Origin of the sequence: Vibrio sp. TRT 2004, from assembly GCF_050113735.1 — a bacterium.
GTDB lineage: Bacteria > Pseudomonadota > Gammaproteobacteria > Enterobacterales > Vibrionaceae > Vibrio.
The window spans coordinates 51,633-72,861 of record NZ_JBNJOH010000012.1; the positions used below are offsets into that span (position 1 = coordinate 51,633).

The window sequence follows — 21,229 nt, forward strand, 5'->3', positions numbered from 1 at the left end:
TTAACTCCCTCTCTGAGGTTTATCCGCCGCCAGCTTCACCACCCAAGGACGATGGGTCTCTTTGCTTATGATCTCGTTACGTAAGCGGATCATAGCCAGTGAACCAAAGAAGAAGGCAAAACCGATAATGTTCAGTAATAGTGGCCAAAGCATATCGTTAGAAATCGATGGCTTTTCAAATTTTGTAATCGTTGCGCCTTGGTGAAGCGTGTTCCACCATTCTACTGAGAAGTGAATGATAGGCAGATTGACGACACCAACAATGGCAAGAATGCCCGCAGCCTTAGCCGCTGTTTTCTGGTCATCGAATGCATGGTAAAGAGCAATCACACCTAGGTACAAAAATAGCAGGATCAGTTCAGCGGTAAGGCGTGCATCCCATACCCACCAAGTACCCCACATCGGCTTACCCCAAATTGCGCCAGTAATCAGAGCAATGAAGGTATACACTGCACCGATTGGTGCCATGGCCGATGCTGCCATATCCGATAAACGTACTTGCCACACAATGCCGATGAATGCGGCTATCGCCATCGACATGTAGACACCCATAGACCAAATCGCGGCTGGTACGTGAATATAAATAATTCGGAAGCTATCACCTTGCTGGTAATCAGAAGGTGCGTAGGCAAGCCCCCATACAGTACCGACAGATAAACATAGTAGTGCTAGTACAGAGAACCATGGCAAGAGCTTACCGCATAACTGATAAGCTGACTCAGGCTTGGCATAAGGATGGAGCCATTTCCACATTGTTGATCTCACTCTTACTTCAGGTTTGTCTAACTATTTGTTAAACAATTATTAGTTTTATAATTTATATAAAGGGGAAAACTCGTGCTTGATCGAAATCATCTAATTTACACTTACTCGAAGTGCGGCACTGATTGCAAACGGGGTTAGTGTCATTGCTCCCATAAACATCGCACCTAATATTGCTAATTGACCGTTGTACGCCATTCCCAATGAAGCGGCATCTATCGCTGATGTCGCAAAAATAAGGATCGGAATATAGAGAGGAAGAACCAATAAGCTCAACAAAACCCCTCCTTTTTGTAAACCCACCGTTAACGCTACACCAATCGCGCCGATAAAGCTCAATGTTGGCGTACCGACCAACAAGGTTAAAACAACCGCTGACCAAGTGTTGAAATCCAACGACAAGAGAACAGACAACAACGGGCTAATCAATATCAGAGGCAACCCTGTCAATAGCCAATGGGCAACCACTTTAGATATCACTACGATAGGCAATGGGACAGGCATTAGCATCATTTGTTCCAATGCACCGTCTTGGAAATCATCACGGAATAATCGCTCGAGTGAAAGAAGAGCAGAAAGTAAGGCTGCAACCCAAACAATACCTGCGGCTATTCGGGCTAATAAATTTGGCTCAGGACCAATACTGAGAGGAAATAGAGTAATCACGATAATAAAAAACCACAGCGGGTTAAAAATATCGGCTTGTCGGCGAAAAGCGATAAGAAGCTCACGTCTGATAATGCTATTAATAGTGCCAAACATGGTTAATCACCCAATTTAATTTTTCTAAGTTTTGGGTTGTCTGCGAACATGTCTTGGTGCGTGGTAAGCATAACAATGCCGCCACTATCCGCATGCTGCAAAAACAGTGATTCAAGCACCTTTACGCCCTGCTTGTCTATTGCAGTGAGTGGTTCATCCAGAATCCAAAGTTTATGATCGCTTAACCACAATCTTGCTAGCGCTACGCGTCGTTGTTGTCCGGCAGAAAGCTGACCGACAGGAACATCTTCACGCCCAGCCAGACCCACTTTTGTTAACGCGTTATAAATTGTGTTTTTGTCATAAGGTTGACGTGAATGAATGCTTAGATAAAAACGTAGATTTTCGTAAGCAGTAAGCTCGCGTTTCACCCCAGTCTGGTGACCGAGAAAGAGTAAATCCTGGTGAAATAGATCCCGACTCGATTCAATCTCTTCACCATTCCAGCTTATGCTGCCGTTATCGCGGTCACCAAGTCCGGTAATAATACGAAGCAGCGTGGTTTTGCCTGTACCATTTCTTCCTTCAACTTGAACTAACTCTCCGGAATTAATCGTAAAAGACAAAGATTCAAAGAGAACTCTTTCGTCTCTTATCGCTGTCAATTGAGATACTTCTAACATTTGTGGGATCACTAGATAAACTACGAAGGTGTATCTTACCACACCCTTTTCATCTCAAAACAGAATTAGACCTATACGAATCACGAAACTAAGTAAGAATCTGTTAATAATTAAGCATAACTCTTAGTAAATACCACTAAATGGTTACAAACACACATAAAAAAAGTGCCCTTAGGCACTTTTTCGTTTTTTGTTATCGTCTGCTACTGCGCTTTCGTTCCGCTGTTTTTCGTCTTTCGGGACTGCTTTCTAGCGGTGGTACCTTTTCCTTGCCAGCGATTTTATTTTGTAGCGACATCATAAGTTCCGCTTCGGCTTTCGGCAGTTCACACTCTTCAATCAACTCGTTGACGTCAGCACCGAGTTGAACCATCTTACTCGCCCGAGAATACAGGCGACCATCATTGTCCGCTTGCTCTAGTTCGGTAATACGCTCGTTTAAATGCTGAATGATATCCTGCTGCTCACTGACACGTTGCCCAAGTCCTACCACAACGGATCTTACTTCCAACAACTGTTTATTGGTTTTTTGCAGCTCTTTATCTAAATGGCGGTTTTGTTGACGAAGATGCTCAGACGAGCGCGTTTGTCCACGCTTTAGTCGTAATAACGCTAAGCCTAAAAACAACAATATTAAGGCTATCGCTCCGGCAATCACCGGAGCACTGGTCATCCAACTCGTATCCATTATAGGTGAGCCATCTCATCCCATTCTTCATCGGTCAGTAGCTTGTTAAGGTCTACTAGGATAAGCAGCTTGCCATCACGGTTGCTGACACCTTGGATGAATTTAGCACTTTCATCTGTACCAACGCTTGGCGTAGTGTCAATTTCAGATGAACGCAAGTAAACAACTTCAGCCACGCTATCAACCAGAATACCGATGACTTGATGCTCAGATTCGATAACGATAATACGTGTATTATCCGTGATCTCGCCTTCCATCAAACCAAAGCGTGAGCGGGTATCAATAACTGTTACAACGTTACCACGTAGATTAATAATACCTAACACGTAATCAGGTGCACCTGGTACTGGCGCGATTTCAGTGTAACGCAGTACTTCACGTACTTGCATTACATTGATGCCGTAGGTTTCTTCTTCTAGTTGGAACGTCACCCACTGAAGCACTTCGTCGTTAGACTGCTCTTTTCTTACTTCTACTTCATTAGTTTGAGACATACCTTATCCTCTCTAAGCCTAAATCGGCATAAATGTTCTAACTATCTAGTGCTTTGACATCAAGCCCTGCATTAAGCATAGCTATCAATGCTTCAACATGGACCAAAGCACACATTTTTTCTTTAACCATTCCAGCAAGCCATGGGCGTTTACCCGCGGTTTCTCGCCAGCGTACCATCTCAGGGTTCAATGACTCGGTACCCATCAACTCAGTGGATGCCAAGCCCCACATGCTCTCACCGAGCATGACTATGTACTGATACTTTTCTTTGTGACTATCGTCTTTCAGCTTTTCAGCCATCACCCATTTTGCTGTATCCACAACATCAAGCTGAGCTTCACGACTGGTCTGAAGGCCTAAATACCAGTCTGGGCGACCGATAAGATGGTTCAGTTCAGCAATGCGGTGGATACCGCCAAGTTCATCAAGTGGAACGGCAAAAGTGACATTATTCACGTCAAAATACAGAACCTGAAAATCGCTTTCCCGCTGAGTCGAATGCCAAGTGCCTAATCCACGATTGCCAGACTGTGTTTCAAGTTGAGGTTCAACTTCAGCGACGGTTTCAACATCCACTTGTGGCTGTTCAATTTCTACTTGAGGAGCGTCAAACTCTTGCTCAACAACAATGTCGGGCTCGGCAACAGTTTCAACCGCAACCTCTTCGATGTCCCATTCTTGAACTTCTTCGATCTGTGGTTTGGTTTGTACTTGAGCGATGTTGAGCGTATTTTGCTCCATCACTTCTTCAAGTTCTAACTCAGCGACAGGGTTGGTCGATTCAAGCTGTTTAAGCAGACGCTCGACATCATCTAACTTTGGTACTTCAATTTCCTCTATTGGAAGACGGTAGTAACTCTTTTCTTCCACAGACTGAACTAACGGTTCTAACTCTATTGGCTCTAAATCAGGTTCAGGGACAACGGATAGTATTGATTCCTGCGTATCAATTTGTTGCTCGTCGCCTTCCATACTCTCTTCAAGGAGAGCAGAGAAGTAATCATCTAGCGCTTGTTCGCTTGAGAGCGATGAGTGGTTAGTCATCGATGGCCAACCTCTCTAGATGAATGAGCAACTGCTTGTAAGCAAACACGCCACGGCTACCTGAAGCAAAGTGCGACACCGGTAAGTGTTTTAAACTGGCATCTCTGAACTTAGTGTCTATCGGTACTGCCGATGACCAAACCTGACTTGGGTAATCTTTCTTCAACTGCTGTAGCGTCTGAAGTGAGGCGCGGGTACGTTTGTCATACATGGTCGGAACTATGGTGACCTTGAATGACTTATTGCGTGACTTTTGCATAATCGCCAGCGTACGTACCATGCGCTCTAGCCCTTTCATCGCTAGGAATTCAGTTTGCACCGGGATCAAAATACGATCACTTGCCGCAAGCGCATTGACCATCATAACGCCAAGAATCGGTGGGCAATCTATTAGCACATAGTCATAGTGCCCTCTGATTGCCAACAACGCGCGTTTGAGAATCAATCCCATACCACTTCTGTTGCCCATCACACGATCCAATGTCGCCAAAGACATGTGCGCAGGGATCAAATCGATACCTTCAATATCTGATCTCATCACTAACGGCATCACACTTTGCTCGGTATACTCTTTTAGCTGAAACAGATCAAACAAGCTTGAGGCAACGGTGTCTGAATCGTAACCAAGGTAAGTGGTCAAAGACCCATGAGGGTCTGTATCAACTAAGAGAACTCGCTTGCCTTGTTTACTTAGCAAACCAGCCAGCGTAATGGTGGTTGTCGTTTTACCAACTCCGCCTTTTTGGTTTGCTATGCTCCATACAATCATGAATGACCTCTATGCTAGACCGACTTCGACTAACATACGCTCAGCAATTCGATCCAGCGGTAAATCTTCGGTAGAGATCCCCGCTTTTGCAACGGCTTGTGGCATGCCATAAACAACACAGCTTTCTTCATCTTGAGCCCAGATGGTAGCGCCTGCACTTTTCAGCATTCGTGCACCTTCTCGACCATCCGCACCCATCCCAGTCAACACCATTGACAGAACTTGGTTAGAGTAAATCTTAGCTGCGCTACCAAAGGTGACGTCCACACATGGTTTGTAGTTCATGCGCTCACCACCATCAATGACACGTAACTTGGCGGATCCAGGACGACCTTCAATCATCATCTGCTTACCACCTGGCGCCAAATAAGCGACACCCGGTTTTAATACATCGCCATCTTCCGCTTCTTTCACTTGAATCTTACATAGCGAGTTCAATCGGCTAGCAAAAGCGGTAGTAAATGTCGCTGGCATATGCTGAATGAGAACAATGGGATGAGGATAATTGCCAGGTAATTGTGTCAATATTTTTTGCAGCGCGACAGGGCCACCCGTGGAGGTGCCTATCGCCGTCAATTGATACTTCTTACCGCTCGCTTTAAATCGGGTTGCAACCGATGGTCTTGCCGCTGGCGTCGGAGCTGGACGAAGTGGTGTACGTCCTGTTGCCGGAGCCGGAGCTGTCGGCTTCGTCACCGCTGGTCTAACAACCGCACGTCGCATTGAAGCACGTTTAGAAGCAATCTGAATGACGCGCTGTTGTAGCAAGGAGACGGCTTCGTCACGGTTACGCGCAATGTCTTCAAACTTTTTAGGTAAAAAGTCTAACGCTCCCGCTTCAAGCGCATCTAACGTTGCCTTCGCACCGTCATGAGTCAGCGATGAAAACATTAAGATAGGTACAGGACACTTAGCCATAATATCTCGAACGGCGGTGATGCCGTCCATGACCGGCATCTCTATATCCATCGTTATGACATCTGGCTTGATAGTTAACGCTTTTTCAACCGCTTCCTTACCGTTAGTGGCAACATCGATGACCTCCAACCTTGCCTCAGCGTTAATTATTTCACTCACGCGACGACGGAAGAAACTCGAATCATCAACTACTAATACTTTGATCGCCATATTTGTCCTTCTATATCTCGCGATTTAGATTCGCGAAGCAGCGGCATACTGCTTAAGCAAATCTGGTACATCTAGAATAAGTGCAATGTGACCGTCACTTGTGATTGTCGCACCCGCCATACCCGGCGTTCCTTGTAGAAGATTATCTAGAGGTTTAATCACGACTTCTTCTTGACCTATCAAGGTGTCGACGACAAAACCAACACGCTGGCTACCAATTTGCACAATAACCACATGACCATGGCCTTTACGCAGTTCAACTTTACCCGCTCGAGGTGCCAGCCAATTTTGTAGATAGAACAGTGGAATAGATTTCTCACGAACGATGATTGTCAACTGACCATCAACAACGTTTGTACGGCTCAGGTCTAAATGGAAAATTTCATTCACACTCGCTAACGGTAGTGCAAACGGGTGACCCGCAACGCCTACCATTAGAGTTGGTAGAATCGCCAGTGTTAACGGTACCTTGATAGTGATCTTGGTGCCTTTGCCCATTTCTGAGTCAATATCGATAGAGCCATTGAGGGTATTGATCGCCGTTTTCACTACGTCCATACCTACACCACGACCCGAGATATCGGAGATTTGCTCCTTACTCGAGAAACCAGGCATAAAGATGAGGTTGAAACACTCTTTATCCGTCAATCGTGATGCTGCGTCTTCGTCCATCATTCCGCGTTTAACGGCGATGCCACGAAGTTTATCAGGGTCCATACCACTACCATCGTCAACGATAGCCAGTTCAATATGGTCACCTTCTTGAGATGCAGATAGGATCACTTTACCTGTTCTTGGTTTTCCTGAAGCAACGCGCGCTTCTGGCATTTCAATGCCGTGGTCAACTGAGTTTCTCACCAAGTGAATCAATGGGTCCGCTAGCGCTTCAACAAGGTTTTTATCAAGATCTGTCTCTTCTCCACGCATCTCTAACGTGATGTCTTTGTTCAAGCTACGTGCTAAGTCGCGGACAACGCGTGGAAAACGGCCAAATACTTTTTTGATTGGCTGCATACGCGTTTTCATGACCGCGCCCTGCAGGTCAGCAGTCACTACGTCTAGGTTTGCTACCGCTTTAGACATCTCTTCGTCGTTGCTATTCAAGCCTAAGCTGAGCAGTCGGTTACGTACCAATACCAATTCACCCACCATGTTCATGATGATGTCTAGTGTCGAGGTATCAACACGGACGGTCGCTTCTGCCTGAGGCTTTTTAGCTTGAGTCGCCGGAACTGGGGCTTCTTTCTTCGTTGGCGGTTTAGGTTGTTCTTTTGGCGCAGTCGCTACCGCTGGTTGTGGCGCCGCAGCTGGTTTGACAGGGGCAGCCGGTGCAGGGTTAGCGGCAGCAGGCTTAGTCGCCGCATCTAGCTCTTCAATTGACGGGCCTTTGCCTGAACCATGAAGATCGTCAAGAAGTCTCTCAAACTCTTCATCAGTCATTAGATCGCTATCGCCAGCCATAGATGGGGCTGCTGGCGCAGGCGGCGGGGTCGGAGCTTCACTCTCTCCTGGCGCTTTACCTACACCGTGTAATTCATCGAGCAGTTTCTCAAATTCATCATCGGTGATATCACCACTCATATCTGCACTCACCGCAGGAGGTGGCGTCGCTGGTTTGCTGGCAGATGTGCCAGGAGCACTTCCTGCACCGTGAAGCTCATCTAGCAGTCTTTCGAATTCGTCTTGAGTAATTTCATCAATAGATCCCGCAGAGACGTCAGCTTTAGGTGCCGATGTTTCAATGACGGGCTCAGGGATAACAGGCTCGGCTTGAACGGTTTCTTCAATAACAGGGGGAGCGGAGACTGCTTCATCAGCGGATGCAGGCTTGCTTAAGCGATGCAATTCATCCAACAGATCTTGTTCTGCACGTGGCAACGGTTCTCTATCTTGTACAGCTCGGAACTGTTCATTGACCGTATCCAGCGCTTTAAGCATTGTATCCATAAGGCTAGCATCAACGTGACGCTGGCCATTACGCAGGATATCGAACACGTTTTCTGCACCGTGACAAGTATCAACGAGTTCAGTCAACGACAGGAACCCGGCACCACCTTTAACAGTATGGAAACCACGGAAAATGGCATTTAATAGATCTTTATCTTCAGGATTATTTTCTAGTTCAACCAACTGCTCTGAGAGTAGTTCTAGAATTTCTCCCGCTTCGACTAAAAAGTCCTGAAGAATGTCTTCGTCTAAATCGTAGCTCATATGTTACCTCTAAAACCCAAGACTTGAGAGTAAGTCGTCGACTTCGTCTTGTGATGAAACCGCATCATCCCTTTCTTGAGGATTAAGGATAGGTCCCTCAGGGTCTGTCGATGCTTTGTTCTTGTTATGTGCACTTTGTTCCAACTGACTAGAACCAAACGCAGTCAGGATTTCGACTAATCTACCTTCAACTTCGTTGACTAAGGTAATCACACGTCGAATGATCTGCCCGGTTAGATCTTGAAAGTCTTGAGCCATTAGAATCTCTGTTAGCTGTCCCCTAAGTTCAGAGCTATCACCTTCCACTTCCCCTAACAGGTCGTCGATTCGGTGACACAGAGCTTTAAATTCGGCGAGCTCTATTCGACCATGCATAAGTTCATTCCATTGAGGACGAACTTGCAGAAGCCCATTATGCAGGTTGTCCGCGATGGGTAGACAACGGTCTACTGCATCCATGGTTTTATTCGCGGCAACTTCGGTCTTATCAATGACGTATTGGAGGCGATCCCTTGCATCTGGGATTTCGTCATTGGCGATCTCGCTCATTCGCTCATCAACGCTAAAGTGTTTAATTGACTCATGTAAGTCACGAGTCAATTCCCCAATTTCTTGTAGCATCGGATTTGAGATGTTTTCGTATATGCCTTTAACAAGAAGATCCGCTTCTTGTTGTTGACCATCTTCTAATAGCTCGACGAGCTGCTTTGCCTGTTCTAATGAAATCATTCTGAATTGGCCTTTCACGCTATTCAGTCAATACCTTGACTATAAGCGCTCAAAAATCTTATCTAGTTTTTCTTTTAATGTAGCAGCAGTAAACGGTTTAACGATGTAGCCGTTAACGCCCGCTTGAGCAGCTTCAATGATTTGCTCACGTTTAGCTTCCGCCGTGATCATCAACACTGGTAAGTGTTTTAGCTCATCGTCAGCTCGAATATGCTTTAGAAGGTCAATACCTTGCATACCTGGCATATTCCAGTCTGTCACGACAAAGTCGAACTCACCTTTTTTTAACATAGGTAACGCCGTTAAGCCGTCATCCGCTTCTTGGGTATTATTGAAACCCAAATCACGAAGTAGGTTCTTAACGATACGGCGCATTGTTGAGAAGTCATCAACAATAAGGATCTTCATGTTTTTATTCAAAATTGCCTCCACTGAGTTCGAGATCAGTGATTTTTACTCATTATTTGTCCATGCACTCAACTTTGTGCGTAGACGCTGCATTGATTGGCTTAGTATTTGGCTAACGCGTGACTCGCTAACACCAATTACTTCACCGATCTCTTTTAAGTTTAACTCTTCATCGTAATAAAGCGAAAGTACTAAAGCTTCTCTCTCTGGTAGAGATTTAATCGAGTCTATCAAGGCCTTGCGGAAATATTCATCAGCGACACCCTGAAAAGGTGCATTCTCTTCGTCACTATCATCGGAAGTAATGACGTCTTCTGAAACTCCAAGGTCTTCAATCCCGACCAAACGTGAACAGTTAATATCCGTTAATATCGTATGGTATTGCTCTAGGCTAATGCCCATGTGCTGAGCGACTTCTGTATCGCTGGGGTCACGGTTTAATTGCCCTTCTAACTCTGCAATGGCTTGGCTTACTTCTCGGTTGTGCTTATGCACTGACCGAGGAACCCAGTCTCCACGGCGAATATCGTCGAGCATCGCACCGCGAATTCGGATACCCGCATAAGTTTCAAAGCTCGCCCCTTTACTACCGTCGTAGTTTTTCTGGGCTTCGAGCAATCCGATCATACCCGCTTGAATAAGGTCTTCTACCTGCACACTTGGCGGTAATCGCCCTAGCAAATGATGAGCAATACGTTTCACCAACACCGAGTATTTCTCTAAAAATACCCGCTGACTGTTTTGGTTTGCGTACTGTTCATAGGTCAACGCCTTATTCACCAAATGGTTCCTCTAACATCTCTGGTCTATTCAGTAAGCGTTCGACAAAAAACTCAAGATGTCCACTCGGTGTTTTCGGAATTGGCCAAGTTAGTGCTTTGCTTGCCAATGAGCCGATTGCTAATGCCGCTGGAGATCTTGGAAATGCGTCGACAACAATCTTTTGCTTTTTCACTGCTTGTCTAACTTTATCATCCAACGGAATACATGCTACGAGCTCAAGGCTCACATTCAAGAATCGCTCTGTGACCAAGGTCAACTTTGCGAACAATTCTCTTCCTTCTCGGTAGCTTCTGACCATATTTGCAACAATTTTAAATCGTTGTACCTGATGGTCTTTGCTCAATAGTTTAATTAAAGCATAAGCATCAGTGATCGATGTGGGTTCATCACAAACAACCACAACCACATCTTGCGCTGCACGAGAAAAGCTGACAACCATATCGGAAATACCTGCTGCGGTGTCAATTAGTAGCACGTCCATTTCATCTTCCAAGCTACCAAATGCTCGGATCAGTCCAATATGTTGTGCGTGCGACAACTCTGTCATCGATTGGGTACCGGAGGTTGCTGGAATAATTTTAATTCCATGCGGTCCTTCTACAATCGCATCTTTGAGTTCGCATTCACCAGCAAGAACGTGGCCAAGGTTTTTCTTAGGTCGAATGCCAAGCATTACGTCGACATTAGCCAGACCAAGGTCCGCATCGAGTACCATGACTTTCTTACCTTGGCGAGCCATCGAAATAGCCATTCCCAACGTTACATTTGATTTACCAACACCGCCTTTACCACCCGTCACTGAAATGACCTTTGTTAAAGAAGGCTGCGTTAAACGGCGCAATCCGCTAGCTTGGTCTTGTATCATATTCTTCGTCATAATCGTCCGCCGCCTAGAACCTCTCCGCTTCACTATTCCAGTAGTGAGGTTCATCATCTGTCGACTTCTCAAGTAATTCATTTGCTTTAGCGACCATATATTTTGGTTGCGCTATAACAATGTCTTCAGGCACTCGTTGTCCATTCGCGATATAAGCCACTGGCAGCGCGTTTTGCACTGTGACACTGACAAACTCACCTAAACTCAGTGACTCATCTAGCTTAGTCATAATGCATCCAGACAACGGGATACGTTTAAAGTGATCAATCGTTTCCTGCAGTACTTTTCGCTGTGCAGTAGCAGGTAAAACTAGGTAGCTGTGGATCATCTCTCCACTCTCATGCATCAAGGTGTCTAATTGTTCCGACAGTCTTACATCACGCTGACCCATACCCGCCGTATCAACAAGAATTAGGCGACGATTTCTTAACTGATATATTACATCGGCTAACTCTTTGGAATCTTTAGCGACTTTTACTGGACATCCCATAATTCGTCCATAAATCGCAAGTTGCTCATGTGCACCAATACGGTAAGTATCGGTTGAAACCAACGCAACGTTATCTGCGCCGTATTCCATCGCGGCTCGCGCAGCTAGCTTGGCCACTGTGGTTGTTTTGCCGACACCTGTTGGACCTAACAGAGCAACAACGCCTCCTCGTTTAAGGATATCTTGCTTAGCAATAGGAATTTGATCGGACACTAGCCCCAGTAACGCCTTCCATGCCTTGGTTGGTGGCGTATCTTCTGGGATATAGCAAGCTAACTGGTCAGCAAGATCAGATGACACGCCCATGCGCTCAAGACGTTTGATCAACATAGCACGCAAAGGTTCTCTACGTTCGACCTCTTGCCACATAAGTCCTGAAACCTGATGTTCCAAAAGACGACGAATAGAGGTCATCTCTTCTTTCATCTCTTCTAGGTCTTCGTTGGCGACGACGTTTTCAGGCTGTCGGGAACGCTCATAACGAGTTGGATCGAGCTTTGCCGCTGGCTTTTGAATTCTGCGGTCTTCGGCAATCAATCTCGCTAAAGGCGAATCTTGCTGAATTTGAACATTTTCGCGATCACCATAACGGGCTGCATTTTGCCTTTGTAGCAGCGCCGATAGGGAGTCTGGATTGCTCTCCTCATCACGACCATCCGTTGCTGATTTACCATTGCTGTACTGTTTAAGCATGCTGGCAAAACGCTTGGTCATGGATCGACCCGAATCTGCTTGCGATTGGAGACTGACTCGGTCTTCATCTAACGTTCTATTCGAAGCAGGCAAACTCGCCGGAGCCTGACGAACGGGTGTATGCCGTGGATTCGAGTTGTAGCTGTTACTAGAACGATTCGCTCCATCGCCATCAACCGCGGCGACGATTTCTACTCCACCCGCGACTTTTTTGTTCGACATGATTACCGCATCATCACCAAGTTCTCCTTTGACTTGGAGCAGGGCTGTGCGCATGTCTTTGGCAAAAAATCGTTTAATTTTCAAATTATATTCCGTATATCAACGCATTAGAACTAGTTGCCGACAGCTTGAACAATGCGAATTTGTTTCTCGTCAGGGATTTCTTGATAAGAGAGTACTCTTAACGAAGGAATCGTATTTTTGACAAATTTGGCTAATGTAGAGCGTAGTACACCTGATGTCAGAAGGACTGCTGGCTCGCCTTTAAGTTCTTGCTCTTGTGTTGCATGACTTAAAGAAGATTGTAGTCGTTCTGCGAGACCTGGCTCAATTCCTGCGGATTCTCCTCCAGACGCCTGCATGGTCTGATGCAAGAGTTGTTCCAGCTCAGGAATAAGGGTAATTACGGGCAACTCTGGCTCTATGCCATTGATTTCCTGAACAATTAGTCGCTTAAGCGCAATACGAACAGCAGCGGTCAGGATGTCAGGTTCTTGACTCTTACTTGAGTATTCGGACAAGGTTTGAACTATGGTTCGGATGTCCCTGATCGGTACCGCCTCATTGAGTAGATTTTGCAGCACTTTTACGACAACACCCAATTGAAGCTGGTCTGGTACAAAACTCTCCACCAGCTTAGGCGTGCTGCGTCCGAGCATTTCGAGAAGATTCTGCACTTCTTCGTGACCAATGAGCTGAGATGCATTATTGGTGAGTAGTTGACTCAAGTGAGTCGCCAGTACGGTTGACGAATCGACAACGGTATATCCGAGCGCCTGTGCATGCTCTCGTTGCTCTTCACGAATCCAAACCGCTTCGAGGCCGAACGCTGGGTCAATCGTCGGCTCTCCGTCAATCATTCCATAAACTTGGCCAGGGTTGATTGCCAGTTCCATATCCGGTCTGATTTCTGCTTCACCTACCGCGACACCCATAAGGGTAATTCGATAGCTGTTCGGTGTCAGCTCAAGGTTGTCACGAATATGTACTGCTGGGATTAAGAAACCAAAATCTTGAGAGAGTTTTTTTCTTACCCCTTTAACTCGTTCTAACAGCTCACCACCTTGGTCTCGGTCAACAAGCGGGATCAAACGATAGCCGACTTCAAGCCCAACAATATCGACGGGCTGAACGTCATCCCATGACAGTTCCTTAGGCGTTGGCGAGTCTTGTTCGGTCGTGGTTGGAAGTGATGTTTTTTCCGCAGCGCGTTTCTGCTTGTAATTAATCCAGTATGCGCCGCCCGCAGCCAACGATGCCAATAACAGGAAAGCAAAGTGCGGCATTCCCGGTACAATCCCCATCACACCAAGAATACCAGCGGTGATCATTAGTGCTTTAGGGTTGTCGAACATCTGGAACACGACCTGTTGGCCCATGTCTTCATCGGTATTTTGGCGCGTCACCATAATCGCCGCTCCGATAGAGAGCAATAGCGACGGTATTTGAGCAACCAAACCATCACCGATCGTCAGTAGCGTATAGATTTCTATCGCTTCGCCAAAGCCAAGTCCGTATTGCACCATACCAATCGACAAACCGCCGATGATGTTGATGAATAAGATCAAGATACCCGCTATCGCATCACCTTTAACAAATTTTGACGCACCGTCCATCGAACCATAGAAGTCTGCTTCTTTGGTGACTTCCTGACGTCTTGTTCTTGCTTGGTCTTGGTCAATCAGGCCTGCATTAAGATCGGCGTCGATTGCCATTTGTTTACCCGGTAACGCGTCCAAGGTAAAGCGAGCACTAACTTCTGAAATACGTCCCGCACCTTTAGTAACAACCATAAAGTTAATGATCATCAAAATGAGGAACACCACCAAACCGACCGCATAGTTACCACCGATAACGACACTACCAAACGCTTCAATGACGCTACCTGCGGCGCCAGCACCTTCGTGACCATAGAGTAGAACAACACGAGTTGAAGCTACGTTAAGAGCAAGCCTCAAGAGGGTTGCAATCAGCAGTACGGTAGGAAAAGCAGCAAAATCGAGCGGTCTGCGGGTGTAAACCGTCACCAGTAGTACCACCATGGCCAACGCGATGTTGAATGTGAAAAACAAGTCGAGCAGGAAGGCAGGAATTGGCAATATAACCATCGCCAACGTAGACAAAACCATGACTGGTGCGCCAATCGCTGGCATAGCACGTTGTGGAATCGAAGGCAGCTTGTCAGCAAACGGCAGGGAAAACTTCATAGTTAGGTAGCTACAATATTAGATAAAAAGAACAATTTGGTTTGACTATGCAATATCCAGTCCATTAATCCTGTCAAATTTATGGCTGAGGAATGGGCAACGAAACACCTACAAGGTTGACGCGAAGAGACGTTAGGCATACACAACGACCAAATTCAAAAAAACTGGGCTGTAGTACGCCACAAACGAACTGAACTATGGGTGGATATTAAACGTCAACTCGCCAGTTAATTTCTGCGGCGAGTAGTCAATAGACACGAGACCCGATGTCGGAAACATTGGCGGAATCATATCCGTAACAAACTCAGCGGTTAGATAACCAACGAGAGGAAGGTGCGAAACAATCAGAACACTCTCCAATTTGTCTAGTTCAACCAATGCAGCAACGTAATCGGCTACCTGTTCAGAATCACCGTAAGGGGTGATGTCTGGGCATGTTTCTACATGATCAGTTGTGAAGCAAGCTGAGATTTCTTGCCAAGTTTGCTGCGCTCTAATGTAAGGGCTTACAAGTACTCGATCAAAGTGAGCAAAACCTTTATCCGCACAGACTCGGGCTACCGCTAGAGATGCACTTCTGCCGCGCTCCGTCAGCTCTCGTTGCTCATCACTTTCAGCAAAATGTTCCGCTTCTCCATGACGCATAATGAAAATTTTCATGGCTTATTCCTAATGCTATCCCCGCATTACACATCGATGCGGTTATTGTTATGTGGCTGCTTGTATGGCAGCTTGATTTATTATTGTGTGACGATGTTTCTTAGCCACGATAGTTTGTTGAGCTATGAATAATTATATCAACTCCAAGATGAAAGACTCTGACTTTCTTAACACTCTTTAAAGTCAGATCATTCTATTTCTATCACTCATTTTGCTCATATTTCTCAAACAGATAGTTTGCAGTCAGCGGTATCCGAGTCATAATTACCCTATCGCTCATAGTAGCATCGCTTAATTTCCGGAGAATGTATCGTGCACATTAGTCCAAATGATACCAATCAATACCGTTACTTAACTCTGACTAATGGCATTCGAGTATTATTGATCCACGATAACTGTGCGCAGAAATCCGCAGCGGCATTAGCAGTCAATGTTGGTCACTTCGACGACCCCGTCGAACGAGAAGGGTTGGCGCATTATCTCGAACACATGCTATTTCTCGGCACAGAAAAATACCCGAAAGTTGGCGAATTCCAAAGTTATATTAACCAGCATGGCGGCAGCAACAATGCTTGGACGGGAACGGAACATACGTGTTTCTTTTTTGACGTTTCACCCAATGCCTTTGCAACCAGTCTCGATAGGTTCAGTCAATTTTTTACCGCCCCGCTATTTAATCCGGAAGCCTTGGACAAAGAGCGCCAAGCCGTTGAATCAGAGTACAAACTCAAGTTAAATGACGATTCTCGCCGTCTTTATCAAGTTCAAAAGGAGTTGGTCAATCCCGAGCATCCCTTTAGTAAATTTTCGGTGGGTAACCTCGAAACTCTGGGGGATAGAGAGGGCAAATCAATTCGAGATGAGATCGTCGCTTTTCATTTCGAGCAGTATTCAGCCGATTTGATGACGCTAGCCATCACGGGGCCTCAAGGTCTCGACCAACTCGAATCTTGGTGTATTGAAAAATTCACAGCCATTCCGAATCATAAACTCGTCAATAAAGAGATTACCGCTCCTTATTGCCAAGAGGATTCGACGGGCATCTTGGTTCACATTGAACCGATAAAAGAGATACGCAAACTCATACTGACGTTCCCAATGCCAAGCATGGATCAGTATTACCAATCTAAACCCCTCTCCTATTTCGCCCATTTATTGGGTTACGAAGGCAGTGGTAGCCTAATGATGGCTCTCAAAGAGCAAGGTTGGATTACCTCTTTATCAGCCGGTGGCGGTACCAGTGGTAGTAACTATCGCGAGTTTTCAGTGAGTTGTGCGTTAACGCCAAAAGGACTCGATCATACCGACGACATTATCCAAGCGGTATTCAGTTACCTTGCACTGATTAAGGAACATGGGATGGCAGAGTGGCGCTACCTTGAGAAACAGGCCGTTCTTGAGTCCGCCTTCCGTTTCCAAGAACCGACTCGACCGCTCGATTTAGTCAGCCATTTAGTGATAAACATGCAGCACTATCGTGAGCAGGATGTGATCTATGGTGACTTCATGATGAATCACTATGATCCTGAGCTTCTGACCTCACTGTTTGACTATTTTACGCCTGAGAATTTACGAGCGACTCTCGTCGCAAAGGGTTATGACTACCCAAATAGAGCAAAATGGTATTTTACGCCCTACGGTGTTACGCCACTCTCAGCCGAACAAAAAGCGTTTTTCAGAGAAAACAGCAGCCTAAGCTTTGCTCTACCGGATAAAAACCCATTTATTTGCTTTGATTTAGATCCGAAGCCGTTAGAGACACCGCACGAAACGCCACAGGTGCTGGAAGAGCTACCCGGGTTCAAACTCTGGCACCTGCAAGACACGGAATTTCGTGTGCCTAAAGGGGTCATCTACATTGCGATAGACAGCCCTCATGCGGTCGCCAATCCACGTAACATTGTTAAAACGCGCCTTTGCGTCGAGATGTTCCTCGATAGCCTAGCAACCAACACATACCAAGCTGAGATCGCGGGTATGGGCTACAACATGTATGCCCATCAAGGTGGCGTAACCCTCACCATTTCTGGTTTTAGTCAAAAGCAGCCTGAATTGATGAGATTGATCCTCAGTCGCTTCGCTCAACGGGACTTTAGCGAAACTCGCTTTGACAACATAAAACAACAGCTTTTAAGAAACTGGTTGAATTCGGCTCAAGATCGCCCTATATCGCAACTGTTCAATGCATTAACTGGCATTTTGCAGCCAAACAATCCCCCCTATGCTGTTCTGGTAGAGGCGTTGGAAACCATCAATGTCGATGAACTGTCTAGTTTCGTTGATTCGATTCTGGCTGAGCTGCATGTTGAAATGTTTGTCTATGGGGATTGGACCAAGGCAGACGCTTTGTCTCTCGGTACGACGTTAAAAGATGCTTTGAGAGTCCAAAATCAGCAGTATGAAGAAGCGCTGAGACCATTGGTCATGTTAGGCAAGAATGGCTCATTCCAACGAGAAGTGTTTTGTGACCAAGAGGATTCAGCCACCGTTCTTTACTACCAATGCGACGACACCAGCCCTCGCAGCATTGCACTTTATTCACTTGCAAATCACTTGATGTCTGCGACCTTCTTCCATGAAATTCGCACGAAGCAGCAGCTAGGATATATGGTTGGGACGGGCAACCTGCCACTTAATCGCCATCCAGGTATCGCGCTATATGTACAATCACCCAATGCAGCGCCTGCGGAACTGATTCGTTCCATTGATGAGTTCCTCAATGCATTTTACATGGTGTTGTTAGAACTCAATGAATATCAATGGCATAGCAGCAAGCGAGGCTTATGGAACCAGATAGCCATGCCTGACACAACACTGCGCGGTCGCGCTCAGCGACTATGGGTAGCGATTGGCAATAAAGATATTGAATTCAATCAAAGAGACTTAGTCCTTGATGAGTTGAAGAGACTAACCAGAACAGACATGATTCGGTTCGTGGTCAATGAACTCAAACCAAGAACCGCAAATAGGCTCATAATGCACACACAAGGTAATGCGCATCATGAGTCCGAGAAGCTAGACTTAGGCCTAGAGATTGGTTCGATCGAAGAGTTTCAACTTAGGCCTAAAGATGTCGAGTTAGGCTGATTGTTCAGACTCAACAATGCTCTTTAATGAATGCGGGTGTAACTTGATGCACACCCCTTGATATTTGAATGCTACTGTTGGGTTATTTAAGCGCTCCCCCTCGCCTTTCGGGCTTGAGAGTTTCACTTTCACGCCCTTATCTGCAAGGCTGTCCCAAGCAAGACTTAGTTGAGGAAATTGTTGCTGAATATCAGCTAAGTACTCTTCCGCTGTCGTTGCTTGTGACGGAATCACAAACTCTACATGTTCCCAGCTCTGCTCAGGATACGTCTTACCCTCAGCAGGATATGGCAGTTCCAAACACTCAATCGTCCAATCTAAACCTTTCACAGGTGTATCAAACTGAATCACGATGATCGGACGACCATTAATCTCAGCTTCAGAGATAACTTTTCCCTCTTTTTGCCACTCTTGATGTGCTAATTCGGCTAACTCGCGGTCGTTAATACGTAACGCAATATGATCGGCTTGGAAAGGCGCAAGATTTATATGCAAGATATCGCTTAAACTCTGAATTTTATGCATAAATTTTTCGAGGTTCAGTTTCATCTGCGCAGGCATTAATTGCGCGTTTTTCAGCTGCTGTGACATTTTTGGGTATCCAATGCGTTGATTTTCCCCCAATACTAACAAGATCGTCAGGAAAAGTAGAAAATTTCCCAGTTCACTCCCTATAAGCGCAGCAATAAAGTTGGTATTATGTGCGCCAAATTTATGAACTAGATCGAGATATGCATTCATTCCACTCAGTGGATATTATCCAGTGATTGTGCGTTAAACATCCGGATAACTAAGAATGCATAGCCAACCAATTCCCAGAATTGAAGGAAGCGCGTGTGAATATCCAAGCACTTATTAATGACAAAGTATCTCAGGCTCTTGAAGCCGCTGGCGCACCTGCAGGAAGTCCTGCGGCTGTTCGCCAATCTGCAAAACCTCAGTTTGGTGATTACCAAGCAAACGGCGTAATGGGCGTTGCAAAAAAACTTGGTACTAACCCACGCGAGTTTGCACAGAAAGTATTGGATGTTCTGGATCTTGAAGGTATCGCGAGCAAGACTGAAATCGCTGGTCCTGGTTTTATTAACATTTTCCTAAGCGAAGATTTTCTGGCTAAGCAAGCTGACGCAGCACTAGCGGATAGCCGTCTAGGTGTTGCTGCTGAAGCGCAACAGACTATTGTTGCCGACTACTCTGCGCCTAACGTTGCTAAAGAGATGCACGTTGGCCACCTACGTTCAACCATCATCGGTGATGCTGTTGTTCGTACACTAGAATTCCTAGGTCACAAAGTTATTCGCGCTAACCATATCGGTGACTGGGGTACTCAGTTCGGTATGCTTATCGCTAACCTTGAGCGTGTTCAGAAAGATGCGGGAGAAGTGTCAATGGAACTTGCTGACCTAGAAGCGTTCTACCGTGAATCTAAGAAACTGTACGATGAAGACGAAGAGTTCGCAGTTAAGGCTCGTAACTACGTAGTTAAACTACAAAGTGGTGATGAATTCTGCGGCGAAATGTGGAAGAAACTGGTTGATATCACAATGATTCAGAACCAGCGTAACTATGACCGCCTAAACGTATCACTGACTCGTGATGACGTTATGGGTGAAAGTATGTATAACGACATGCTTCCTGGCATCGTTGCAGACCTAAAAGAAAAAGGTTTGGCTGTCGAAGATGACGGCGCACAAGTTGTATTCCTAGAAGAGTACAAAAACAAAGATGGCGACCCAATGGGCGTTATCATCCAAAAACGCGATGGCGGCTTCCTATATACCACTACCGACATTGCATGTGCTAAATACCGCTACGAAGAGCTTGGTGCGGACCGCGTGCTTTACTTCATCGACTCTCGTCAGCATCAACACCTAATGCAAGCTTGGACGATCGTTCGCAAAGCCGGTTACGTACCTGAAGAGGTCACTCTAGAGCACCATGCGTTTGGCATGATGCTGGGTAAAGATGGTAAGCCATTTAAGACTCGTGCCGGTGGTACTGTTCGCCTTGCTGACCTCCTTGATGAAGCAGAAGAGCGTGCAGCGAACCTGATTGAATCGAAAAACCCTGACCTAGCAGAAGAAGAGAAGCAAAAAATTTCTACGACTGTTGCAATGGCGGCTGTTAAGTATGCAGACCTTTCTAAGCACCGTACTACAGACTACGTGTTTGACTGGGACAACATGCTAGCGTTTGAAGGCAACACTGCGCCTTACATGCAATATGCTTACACTCGTGTATCTTCGATCTTCGCTAAAGCAGGCATCTCTATGGATGACCTAGGCGGCGAAATCAAAGTCACCGACGAGAAAGAGAAAGCCCTGATCGCGAAACTCCTTCAGTTTGATGAAGCGGTGCAGTCAGTTGCTCGAGAAGGTCAACCACATATCATGTGTAGCTACCTGTTCGAACTAGCGGGTCAGTTCTCTAGTTTCTACGAGGCATGTCCAATTCTTAACACTGAAGACGAATCTGTTAAACAGAGCCGTCTGAAGCTAGCCGCATTAACGGCTAAGACAATTAAGCAAGGTCTATCGCTACTAGGTATCGAAACTCTAGAACGTATGTAAGAGTTTCGAGTTTCGAGTTTC

General features: G+C 45.9%; 19 protein-coding genes. 2 read left to right on the top strand and 17 right to left on the bottom strand.

Going from position 1 to position 21,229, the window contains the following annotated elements; translation table 11 throughout:
* From ACQEXR_RS07360 to sixA, 16 genes are all read right to left on the bottom strand, one after another.
* Window positions 1-753, bottom strand: coding sequence for a heme ABC transporter permease (locus tag ACQEXR_RS07360; protein ID WP_331416383.1), 753 nt, complete (start codon window positions 751-753; stop codon window positions 1-3).
* A 102-nt stretch (window positions 754-855) separates the two neighbouring features.
* A complete protein-coding gene (ccmB, locus tag ACQEXR_RS07365) occupies window positions 856-1,524 on the bottom strand; it encodes a heme exporter protein CcmB (RefSeq protein WP_331416384.1) in 669 nt (222 codons plus the stop codon).
* A 2-nt stretch (window positions 1,525-1,526) separates the two neighbouring features.
* On the bottom strand, window positions 1,527-2,147 hold the full coding sequence (gene ccmA / locus ACQEXR_RS07370; RefSeq protein ID WP_331416385.1) for a cytochrome c biogenesis heme-transporting ATPase CcmA: 621 nt from the start codon (window positions 2,145-2,147) through the stop codon (window positions 1,527-1,529).
* A gap of 193 nt (window positions 2,148-2,340) precedes the next feature.
* Entirely contained in the window at window positions 2,341-2,835 is a 495-nt protein-coding gene (locus ACQEXR_RS07375) for a DUF2802 domain-containing protein (RefSeq protein WP_331416386.1), read from the bottom strand.
* On the bottom strand, window positions 2,835-3,329 hold the full coding sequence (locus tag ACQEXR_RS07380) for a chemotaxis protein CheW (protein ID WP_004413313.1): 495 nt from the start codon (window positions 3,327-3,329) through the stop codon (window positions 2,835-2,837). Before ACQEXR_RS07380 ends, ACQEXR_RS07375 begins: the two co-directional genes overlap by 1 nt.
* Before the next feature lie 37 nt (window positions 3,330-3,366).
* A complete protein-coding gene (locus ACQEXR_RS07385; RefSeq protein WP_331416387.1) occupies window positions 3,367-4,374 on the bottom strand; it encodes a chemotaxis protein CheW in 1,008 nt (335 codons plus the stop codon).
* On the bottom strand, window positions 4,367-5,143 hold the full coding sequence (locus ACQEXR_RS07390) for a ParA family protein (protein WP_138973790.1): 777 nt from the start codon (window positions 5,141-5,143) through the stop codon (window positions 4,367-4,369). Before ACQEXR_RS07390 ends, ACQEXR_RS07385 begins: the two co-directional genes overlap by 8 nt.
* A 9-nt stretch (window positions 5,144-5,152) precedes the next feature.
* Window positions 5,153-6,271, bottom strand: a complete 1,119-nt coding sequence (locus ACQEXR_RS07395) for a protein-glutamate methylesterase/protein-glutamine glutaminase (RefSeq protein ID WP_427020036.1) — start codon at window positions 6,269-6,271, stop codon at window positions 5,153-5,155.
* Window positions 6,272-6,295: 24 nt separating this feature from the next.
* Complete coding sequence (locus ACQEXR_RS07400) at window positions 6,296-8,482, bottom strand: chemotaxis protein CheA (protein ID WP_427020037.1); 2,187 nt, start codon at window positions 8,480-8,482, stop codon at window positions 6,296-6,298.
* A gap of 9 nt (window positions 8,483-8,491) precedes the next feature.
* Window positions 8,492-9,211, bottom strand: coding sequence for a protein phosphatase CheZ (locus tag ACQEXR_RS07405; protein ID WP_331416390.1), 720 nt, complete (start codon window positions 9,209-9,211; stop codon window positions 8,492-8,494).
* A gap of 39 nt (window positions 9,212-9,250) precedes the next feature.
* Window positions 9,251-9,619, bottom strand: a complete 369-nt coding sequence (gene cheY, locus ACQEXR_RS07410) for a chemotaxis response regulator CheY (RefSeq protein ID WP_006879571.1) — start codon at window positions 9,617-9,619, stop codon at window positions 9,251-9,253.
* A gap of 45 nt (window positions 9,620-9,664) precedes the next feature.
* Window positions 9,665-10,399, bottom strand: coding sequence for an RNA polymerase sigma factor FliA (locus ACQEXR_RS07415; protein ID WP_331416391.1), 735 nt, complete (start codon window positions 10,397-10,399; stop codon window positions 9,665-9,667).
* Window positions 10,392-11,279: a MinD/ParA family protein gene (locus tag ACQEXR_RS07420; protein WP_269377827.1), complete on the bottom strand. Its 888-nt coding sequence runs from the start codon at window positions 11,277-11,279 to the stop codon at window positions 10,392-10,394. Before ACQEXR_RS07420 ends, ACQEXR_RS07415 begins: the two co-directional genes overlap by 8 nt.
* A gap of 13 nt (window positions 11,280-11,292) precedes the next feature.
* Complete coding sequence (gene flhF / locus ACQEXR_RS07425) at window positions 11,293-12,768, bottom strand: flagellar biosynthesis protein FlhF (RefSeq protein WP_427020038.1); 1,476 nt, start codon at window positions 12,766-12,768, stop codon at window positions 11,293-11,295.
* Between the two features lie 29 nt (window positions 12,769-12,797).
* The gene (gene flhA, locus ACQEXR_RS07430) at window positions 12,798-14,891 is read right to left on the bottom strand and encodes a flagellar biosynthesis protein FlhA (protein WP_331427555.1); all 2,094 of its coding nucleotides are present in this window, start codon (window positions 14,889-14,891) and stop codon (window positions 12,798-12,800) included.
* A 195-nt stretch (window positions 14,892-15,086) separates the two neighbouring features.
* Window positions 15,087-15,551, bottom strand: a complete 465-nt coding sequence (gene sixA / locus ACQEXR_RS07435; protein ID WP_331427554.1) for a phosphohistidine phosphatase SixA — start codon at window positions 15,549-15,551, stop codon at window positions 15,087-15,089.
* Between the two features lie 312 nt (window positions 15,552-15,863).
* On the opposite strand from sixA, the gene ACQEXR_RS07440 reads away from it, so the two are divergent.
* A complete protein-coding gene (locus tag ACQEXR_RS07440; RefSeq protein ID WP_331427553.1) occupies window positions 15,864-18,638 on the top strand; it encodes an insulinase family protein in 2,775 nt (924 codons plus the stop codon).
* Here the strand turns inward: ACQEXR_RS07440 and ACQEXR_RS07445 are convergent.
* The gene (locus ACQEXR_RS07445) at window positions 18,630-19,229 is read right to left on the bottom strand and encodes a VOC family protein (protein ID WP_331427569.1); all 600 of its coding nucleotides are present in this window, start codon (window positions 19,227-19,229) and stop codon (window positions 18,630-18,632) included. The genes ACQEXR_RS07440 and ACQEXR_RS07445 overlap by 9 nt on opposite strands.
* A 245-nt stretch (window positions 19,230-19,474) precedes the next feature.
* Here ACQEXR_RS07445 and argS point away from each other — a divergent pair, with 245 nt between their 5' ends.
* On the top strand, window positions 19,475-21,208 hold the full coding sequence (gene argS / locus ACQEXR_RS07450; protein WP_331427552.1) for an arginine--tRNA ligase: 1,734 nt from the start codon (window positions 19,475-19,477) through the stop codon (window positions 21,206-21,208).
* Window positions 21,209-21,229: the final 21 nt, after the last annotated feature.